Source organism: Turicibacter sp. HGF1 (assembly GCF_000191865.1).
Classification (GTDB): Bacteria; Bacillota_I; Bacilli_A; order MOL361; family Turicibacteraceae; genus Turicibacter; species Turicibacter sanguinis.
This window is the reverse complement of record NZ_AEXQ01000035.1, coordinates 1-6,534: the sequence shown is the minus strand read 5'-3', so window position 1 is coordinate 6,534 and position 6,534 is coordinate 1. Positions and strand designations below refer to the sequence as shown.

General features: G+C 36.2%; 9 protein-coding genes. 7 read left to right on the top strand and 2 right to left on the bottom strand.

Annotated features, from left to right (window positions below; all coding sequences use genetic code 11):
* Window positions 1-15 precede the first annotated feature (15 nt).
* Both HMPREF9402_RS03670 and HMPREF9402_RS03665 read right to left on the bottom strand, forming a co-directional pair.
* On the bottom strand, window positions 16-642 hold the full coding sequence (locus tag HMPREF9402_RS03670) for an HNH endonuclease (protein WP_009606513.1): 627 nt from the start codon (window positions 640-642) through the stop codon (window positions 16-18).
* Window positions 643-731: 89 nt separating this feature from the next.
* A complete protein-coding gene (locus HMPREF9402_RS03665) occupies window positions 732-1,136 on the bottom strand; it encodes a hypothetical protein (protein ID WP_006785845.1) in 405 nt (134 codons plus the stop codon).
* A gap of 110 nt (window positions 1,137-1,246) precedes the next feature.
* Between HMPREF9402_RS03665 and HMPREF9402_RS03660 the strand changes: the two genes are divergently transcribed.
* The 7 genes from HMPREF9402_RS03660 to HMPREF9402_RS03630 all read left to right on the top strand — a co-directional run bounded on the left by HMPREF9402_RS03660 (window position 1,247) and on the right by HMPREF9402_RS03630 (window position 6,426).
* Window positions 1,247-2,020, top strand: a complete 774-nt coding sequence (locus HMPREF9402_RS03660; protein ID WP_009606515.1) for a MurR/RpiR family transcriptional regulator — start codon at window positions 1,247-1,249, stop codon at window positions 2,018-2,020.
* A gap of 307 nt (window positions 2,021-2,327) precedes the next feature.
* Window positions 2,328-3,254 (top strand): 1-phosphofructokinase family hexose kinase, encoded by a 927-nt coding sequence (locus HMPREF9402_RS03655; protein WP_170837659.1) that lies wholly within the window; start codon window positions 2,328-2,330, stop codon window positions 3,252-3,254.
* A gap of 206 nt (window positions 3,255-3,460) precedes the next feature.
* Window positions 3,461-4,843, top strand: a complete 1,383-nt coding sequence (locus HMPREF9402_RS03650) for a PTS fructose transporter subunit IIC (protein ID WP_006785848.1) — start codon at window positions 3,461-3,463, stop codon at window positions 4,841-4,843.
* Window positions 4,844-4,861: 18 nt separating this feature from the next.
* The gene (locus HMPREF9402_RS14845) at window positions 4,862-5,077 is read left to right on the top strand and encodes a PTS sugar transporter subunit IIA (protein ID WP_039930773.1); all 216 of its coding nucleotides are present in this window, start codon (window positions 4,862-4,864) and stop codon (window positions 5,075-5,077) included.
* Complete coding sequence (locus tag HMPREF9402_RS14840) at window positions 5,032-5,307, top strand: PTS sugar transporter subunit IIA (protein WP_083809698.1); 276 nt, start codon at window positions 5,032-5,034, stop codon at window positions 5,305-5,307. The genes HMPREF9402_RS14845 and HMPREF9402_RS14840 overlap by 46 nt, the downstream gene beginning before the upstream one ends.
* A 117-nt stretch (window positions 5,308-5,424) precedes the next feature.
* A complete protein-coding gene (gene nrdG, locus HMPREF9402_RS03635) occupies window positions 5,425-5,928 on the top strand; it encodes an anaerobic ribonucleoside-triphosphate reductase activating protein (RefSeq protein WP_006785850.1) in 504 nt (167 codons plus the stop codon).
* 12 nt (window positions 5,929-5,940) lie between these two features.
* Complete coding sequence (locus HMPREF9402_RS03630) at window positions 5,941-6,426, top strand: dUTP diphosphatase (protein ID WP_006785851.1); 486 nt, start codon at window positions 5,941-5,943, stop codon at window positions 6,424-6,426.
* Window positions 6,427-6,534 lie beyond the last annotated feature (108 nt).

The following is a 6,534-nucleotide window of genomic DNA, read 5'->3' as shown; positions in this document are numbered from 1 at the left end:
TCCTCGCCATTTTTTTTATGGAAATAGTTTTTTATAGGGAAGATACCAGTCGGTTTTGTAGCCGTGCTCTTCACAGAATTTTAATAGTTGATCTTCGTTATTAATTCCCCGCTCAGTAATTTGGCGATGGATGTCCTTGTTAACGAGTAGACCGTTATCAATATTGTTGGCAATTTCTCGAAACATAGAATAACTACGAATATGAGAAAATTCATAATTTGTTTTTAGTTTTTCACCAGTTAGCTCGTCGTGCGTAATTTTATAGGTACTACGACGTTTTTTCTTAAGTTTGGAGCGATCGCTTTTCAGCTGGTTATCATAATCAAGCCGTAACATTTTAACGGTATCACACATGTGTATTTGTTCGTAATATTGTTTAGAGGCTTGAAGGTTAATTCCCTTAGTTCCAGTTCCATTTTCTTCTTCAGATTTAATAATTTGCTCCATAACTTTAAATCCTCTGATGTAAAGTTTACCATCATAAGTTCTTTTGTATTCATCAGGCATTTTCATCACAATAAAGTTGATGTTATCCTTTGTTGTTCTTAAAATGCTATGTAGCTTTTCCTTTTTAACCCATATCCATCCTTTTCCATCTATTAGGACACTATTTTTCCAAGCATTTGAGATTTCTGTTTTCATTTTAGGGGTGACTTTATCTGATAGTTCAGGCTCGTTATAGTTTAAGTCCTTTCCTGTTTTATAAGGAATCAGATCATTACTAATATGAATTACTCCCTTCCTGTCATTTGTTGATAAAGTTCATTGAGTTTCATCATAGCCTCACTAGATTTTGCATGAGGGCATACGTCTGGATGGATCAGTTTTGAGATTTTATCTCGCCATGATTTAGCTTCTTTTTTGTCTTTAAATAGTTTACTTGTAATATTTAGCTTGTTCATTCGTATTTCGCCATCTAGTTCAACTAAGTAGAAAATGTATTCGATTGACGGAGAGATAAAGTATTGCTCTGATGGTGTGGTGATTTCTTTTATTTTTTTGAAAAGATCATCCCAACCACGGGCAGTAATTTTTTGTTTAGTATCCAATCTAATACATTCTTTAACTTCTTTAAAGCTTCCAAGAGTTTTCAATTCTTTAACTGAATTTACATTTCGCCAATTAATAATAAACACCTCGTTTCATATCTAGTTATTATCAATATATTCGTTCGAACGATTAAATATCATTCCTACTTTTATAATTTGTAAACGTTAAGCATATATTTGACTAGGGGGCGATTTCGGTGTTAATTGAACTAGTAAAAGAGGTAGAAGAAAAATTGACGACAAGTGAAAAAATTATTGTTGATTTTCTAAATGACAATGAATCAAAGCTAATGAATATGTCCATTGTCGATATTGCAGATTTAACCTTTACTTCACCTGCGACGGTGAGTCGTACGATTCGAAAAATTGGGATGAATGGATTTACTGAATTAAGATATCGGTTATTAAATCAAAATAAGCAAGATACAGAAATCATGGCTTATCAAGGCGTGAACCGAATTTTAGAAAAATCGTTGATTGAAGTTAGCCGAACGATTGAAAACATTTCGTTACGAGATATAGTAGAAGTTGTGAATTCCATTGATCGAGCGAAACGTATTTATCTATTTGCGCGTGGATTAAGTGAATTAGTAGCACAGGAATTTGATGCAAAAATTAAGTTAATGGGATATAATGCTTTTTTAATTAATGACCCAAATATTATGGTGAAGCTGGCTAAGAACATTAAGTATAATGAATTGGTGATCGTTTTTTCATTAAGGGGAGAAACAGAATCGATTATAGACGCTGTTAAAAATGCTAAAGAAAATGGCGTCAAGGTAGTAGGATGTTGTTGTGAAAAAAATAGTACCCTAAATTCATTAGCAGATATCATGATTGTTGGAGAGAAGCATCGCGATATTTCAATTAAAGAATTCGAGGTCACCTCAAGAATACCACTCCAAGTCATCTCGCGAGTGATTATAGATTATTTAATTGAATATGGGGCCCCCGCGGTAAGTAGCCGCTAGGCTCTTAGCTATTCTCCTTTGGTGGGGTGGGCCCCCGCGGTAAGTAGCCGTTAGGCTCTTAGCTATCCTCCTTTAGTGGGGCGATATGAAGCACAATCTCTAATTATTAGAGAAATAAGGATTATTAAGAAATAGCTATCTCGAAGAGGTAGCTATTTTTTTGAAAATATTGAAAATCTAAAGAGCGTGGTTATATCAGAAAGATTTAAGTTTGTAAGCGCTAAATAAAGAAAACATTTTCGTGAGAGTTTGGCGTACAATGAAAGTGTAAGAGAGAAGGTAAGATTTAAAAAAAGGGGGATGAATGATGCTCTATACATTGACTGCGAATCCAGCTATTGATATGAATTTTTTATCGCAGACATCGGATTTAAATAAAGTGAATCGCACATCTGATATTGTATATTCACCGAATGGAAAAGGCATTAATGTCAGTTTGACTTTAAAGTATTTTGGCATTGATAGTACTGTTTTAGGTTTCTTCGGAGGGTTTACAGGACGTTATATTGTGGATGAATTAAAGAAAAGAGAGATTGTAGTTCGACCGTGTTGGATTGAAGAAAATACAAGAATTAATACGTTTATTACAGTGCCTGATGGAGAGTATAAGTTTGTGAATAAGGGGCCTTTTATTAATTTGGGTGTCCAACAGGAGTTGTTAGAGGAACTTAGATATGCAATAGATTGCGAGACGCTTGTGATTAGTGGTAGTTTACCACCAAGTATTGATGAAAGTTATTATGATGAGATTATAAAGTTTTGTCAGGCTCAAGATATTGAGGTCGTACTCGATATCAGTTCTAAGAAGTTAAAAGATTTATTGAAGTATCGACCTAAGTTGATTAAGCCAAATGATGAAGAGTTAGCAGATATTTTTGGATTAACGCTTGAGACGGAAAACGATATAAAAGAAGCTTTGACGTTTTTATACCAAGAAGGGGCTCAAAATATTTTACTGACGCTTGGTGAGAGGGGGATGTATTTTTTCAATGGTGAAAAAATGTATTTCTGTGAAGCAAAACCGGTAAAACTTGTGAGCTCGGCGTGTGCAGGAGATGCCTGTTTGGCGGCGTTTTTGAGTGAGTGGAAGACGAATGTTGAGCTTGCTTTGAAAAAAGGATCGGCCGTAGGAGCGAATGTTGCACAGTCTTACGGACTAGGTGATTTTAATGAATATAAAGCTTACATGAAAGAAATAAATGTTACGCAGATACTAGTGGGGCCCCCATGCTAAGTAGCCGAAAGGCTCTTAGCTATCATCCTTTAATGGGGCGGGCCCCCATGCTAAGTAGCCAAAAGGCTCTTAGCTATTCTCCTCTAGTGGGGAAAAATTCGTTTTACTGAGTCAAGGCATTACTTAGAGATAATCTCACAAAGTTTAATCGTTGTGAAAAGGAGTCTCTATTAAAATATAAATCTAAAATACGGAGGGGTACGTGTATGAAGAAAATTGTAGCTGTTACAGGATGTCCAACGGGAATTGCGCATACTTATATGGCGGAAGAAGCGTTGAAAAAGGCAGCAAAAGAATTAGGAGTAGAAATTAAGGTTGAAACAAATGGAGCAGTTGGCGTTGAAAATGAGTTAACACCTCAAGATATCGAAGAAGCAGTTGGCGTTATTATTGCTTGTGATAAGGATGCGAGAGTTGATCGTTTTGTTGGAAAACGTGTCATCGAAGTATCTGTAAAAGATGGAGTTCATAAAGCGAAATATTTAGTTGAACAAATTTTAGCGGAAACTGCTCCGATTAAAGGTGGAAGTAAACCAACTCATTCAAGTAAAGAAGAACCTGTTGCAAAGCAAGGCGTTGGACACAGTATTTATAAACATTTGATGAACGGGGTTTCTCATATGCTACCACTTGTTGTAGCAGGTGGTGTTTTAATTGCTATTTCATTCTTGTGGGGAATCCATTCTGCGGATCCAACTCATGAAACGTATAACCAGTTCGCGGCGATGCTAAAACAAATTGGAGGCGTTGCGTTTGGATTTATTGTGCCAGTCTTTACAGCGTATATTGCGTCTTCAATTTCTGGGCGCCCAGGCTTAATTGCTGGGTTTGTTGGTGGGATGATTGCAAATGATACGGGTGCCGGATTCATTGGAGGAATCGTGGCTGGGTTCTTTGCTGGGTATTTAGTTCTTGGTTTAATCCATTTATTAAAAGGCCTTCCACGCCAATTTGAAGGCTTAAAATCCATTTTTATTTTACCGATTATTGGGGTATTGTTAACGGGAATGTTAATGCTTTTCTTAGGGGAACCAGTCGCAGCAATTAATAATGCTGTTATGAGTTGGTTGGCAGATCTTCAAGATAGTAATGCCATTCTTTTAGGAATTGTAATTGGATGTATGTGTGCTTTTGACTTTGGAGGACCTGTTAATAAAGCGGCTTATGTAACAGGAACCATGCTTTTAGCCCAAGGAAATTATTACTTTATGGCGGGTGTTTCGGCTGCTTGTATTACACCACCACTTGTGATTGCTTTAGCAACAACCTTATTTAAAAATGCATTTGATGAAGAAGAAAGAGCAGCTGGACTCGTTAACTATATTCTAGGATTTACTCATATTACAGAAGGTGCCATTCCGTTTGCAGCCAAAGATCCATTACGTGTGATTCCAATGTTAATGTTTGGTTCTGCTATCTCAGCTGTTTTAACTTATTTAATGAAAGTACAAGTTCCAGCTCCTCATGGTGGATTCTTAGTTTTACCAGTCGTAACAGGTGCTTTCCAATGGGTATTAGCTATTTTTATTGGTTCATTAGTGGGAGCTATTATCTATGGAGGATATCGTCAACGATTGTTAAAAAAATAATAGGGGTGGAGAAAAGCGATGCTAGCAGAGTTAATTAAGTTAGAGAACATTAATTTGGATTTACAGGCTCAAACAAAAGATGAATTATTTGAAGAGATGGCAACACAATTAAATCAAAATGGTTATATTAAAAACGTTAAAAATTTAAAAAAGATTTATATAAACGTGAATCTGAAGGAAATACAGGCATTGGATTTGGAATCGGAATTCCTCATGCGAAATCAAAGTATGTGAAGCAGTGTTGCATTGGGATAGGAGTATCGAAACAGGGAATCGATTATGATGCGATTGATGGAGAAAAGGTTCATTTAATCTTTATGCTAGCCATTGAAGGACATGAAGCCGATTTACATCTTCAGGCACTAGCCGCTCTTTCGCGAAAACTCATTCACGAGGACTTTAGAGAAAAATTATTATATGCTAGTTCAAAAGAAGAAATATTTGAGTTAATTTGTGAAGAATAATAATGAGAGGGGATGTCTTTTAAAGGCATCCCCTTTTAAGAGTACATAATTATTAGTATAATGAATATTGTGATACACTAATAACAGATTAAATTTTGTTGAAAAGTGGTGAATTGAATGAACTATGCACAGATTCGAAAGTTTGATACAGCTAACGGTGTAGGGATTCGTTCGAGTTTATTTGTATCAGGGTGTACTCATGGTTGTCCGGGATGTTTTAATAGAGATTATCAACATTTTAAGTATGGTCATGCTTGGACGAAAGAAGTTGAGGATGATTTTATTAAGCATTTAAAAAATCCAAATGTAGCGGGTGTGACGATTTTAGGCGGAGAGCCGATGGATCAGGTGCGCGATAATGATTTGTTGCATTTAGTTCAACGTATAAAATCTGAAACAAATCAAAATATTTGGATTTATTCAGGATATACATTTGAGGAAATTATGGCACATCCTAAAACAAAGGCAATCCTTATGTATTGCGATGTTTTAGTCGATGGTCCATTTATTCAAGAGTTGAAAAATTTAAAACTTAGGTTCCGTGGTAGTAGCAACCAACGTATTATTAATGTTGCACAGTCATTGGAAAAGGGGCAAGTGTGCTTGCTAGAAGATTTTTAGGAGTGAATTTACATGTTAAAAATTAATTTTGCGAAGGTAAAACCATCCGCAATCATTCCATCAAAACGCCTAGAAGACGGTGCGTTTGATGTGTATGCGTGCTTTGAAGAAGATTTTATCACGTTTGAACCGCATGAAACGAAATTAGTCCCAACAGGATTAGCATCAGCATTCTCAACAGATTATGTGGCAATTTTAAAAGAACGCGGCTCAACAGGAACAAAAGGAATCGGACAGCGTTGCGGAGTGGTAGATTCTGGATATCGTGGAGAATGGTTCGTTCCGATGACGAATCATAATAATAAACGTCTAGTGATCGCAAAGGAAAGTGTCGCACAAAACTTTGAAGATTGCATCGTTTATCCATATGAAAAAGCAATTGCACAGTGTATGATGGTTGAAGTTCCGAAAATGGCGATTGAAGAAATCAGCTACGAAGACTTATTAAAAATCGAATCAGAACGCGGAACAGGAGCACTCGGATCATCAGGTAAATAAAAGGCTGAGAGTGACGGGTAATCTTGCGTAAAAGTCGTAGCTAATGCTCAAAACTCGGTTTATGAGTTTAGTAGCATTAGGAGACTTTATAGAAAGATTGTCGCTCGA

Coding starts and splice junctions, on each gene's coding strand:
- HMPREF9402_RS03630 (WP_006785851.1), top strand. CDS start 5,941: ATGTTAAAAATTAATTTTGCGAAGGTAAAACCATCCGCAATCATTCCA.
- HMPREF9402_RS03655 (WP_170837659.1), top strand. CDS start 2,328: ATGCTCTATACATTGACTGCGAATCCAGCTATTGATATGAATTTTTTA.
- HMPREF9402_RS03650 (WP_006785848.1), top strand. CDS start 3,461: ATGAAGAAAATTGTAGCTGTTACAGGATGTCCAACGGGAATTGCGCAT.
- HMPREF9402_RS03670 (WP_009606513.1), bottom strand. CDS start 642: ATGAAAACAGAAATCTCAAATGCTTGGAAAAATAGTGTCCTAATAGAT.
- HMPREF9402_RS14845 (WP_039930773.1), top strand. CDS start 4,862: ATGCTAGCAGAGTTAATTAAGTTAGAGAACATTAATTTGGATTTACAG.
- nrdG (WP_006785850.1), top strand. CDS start 5,425: ATGAACTATGCACAGATTCGAAAGTTTGATACAGCTAACGGTGTAGGG.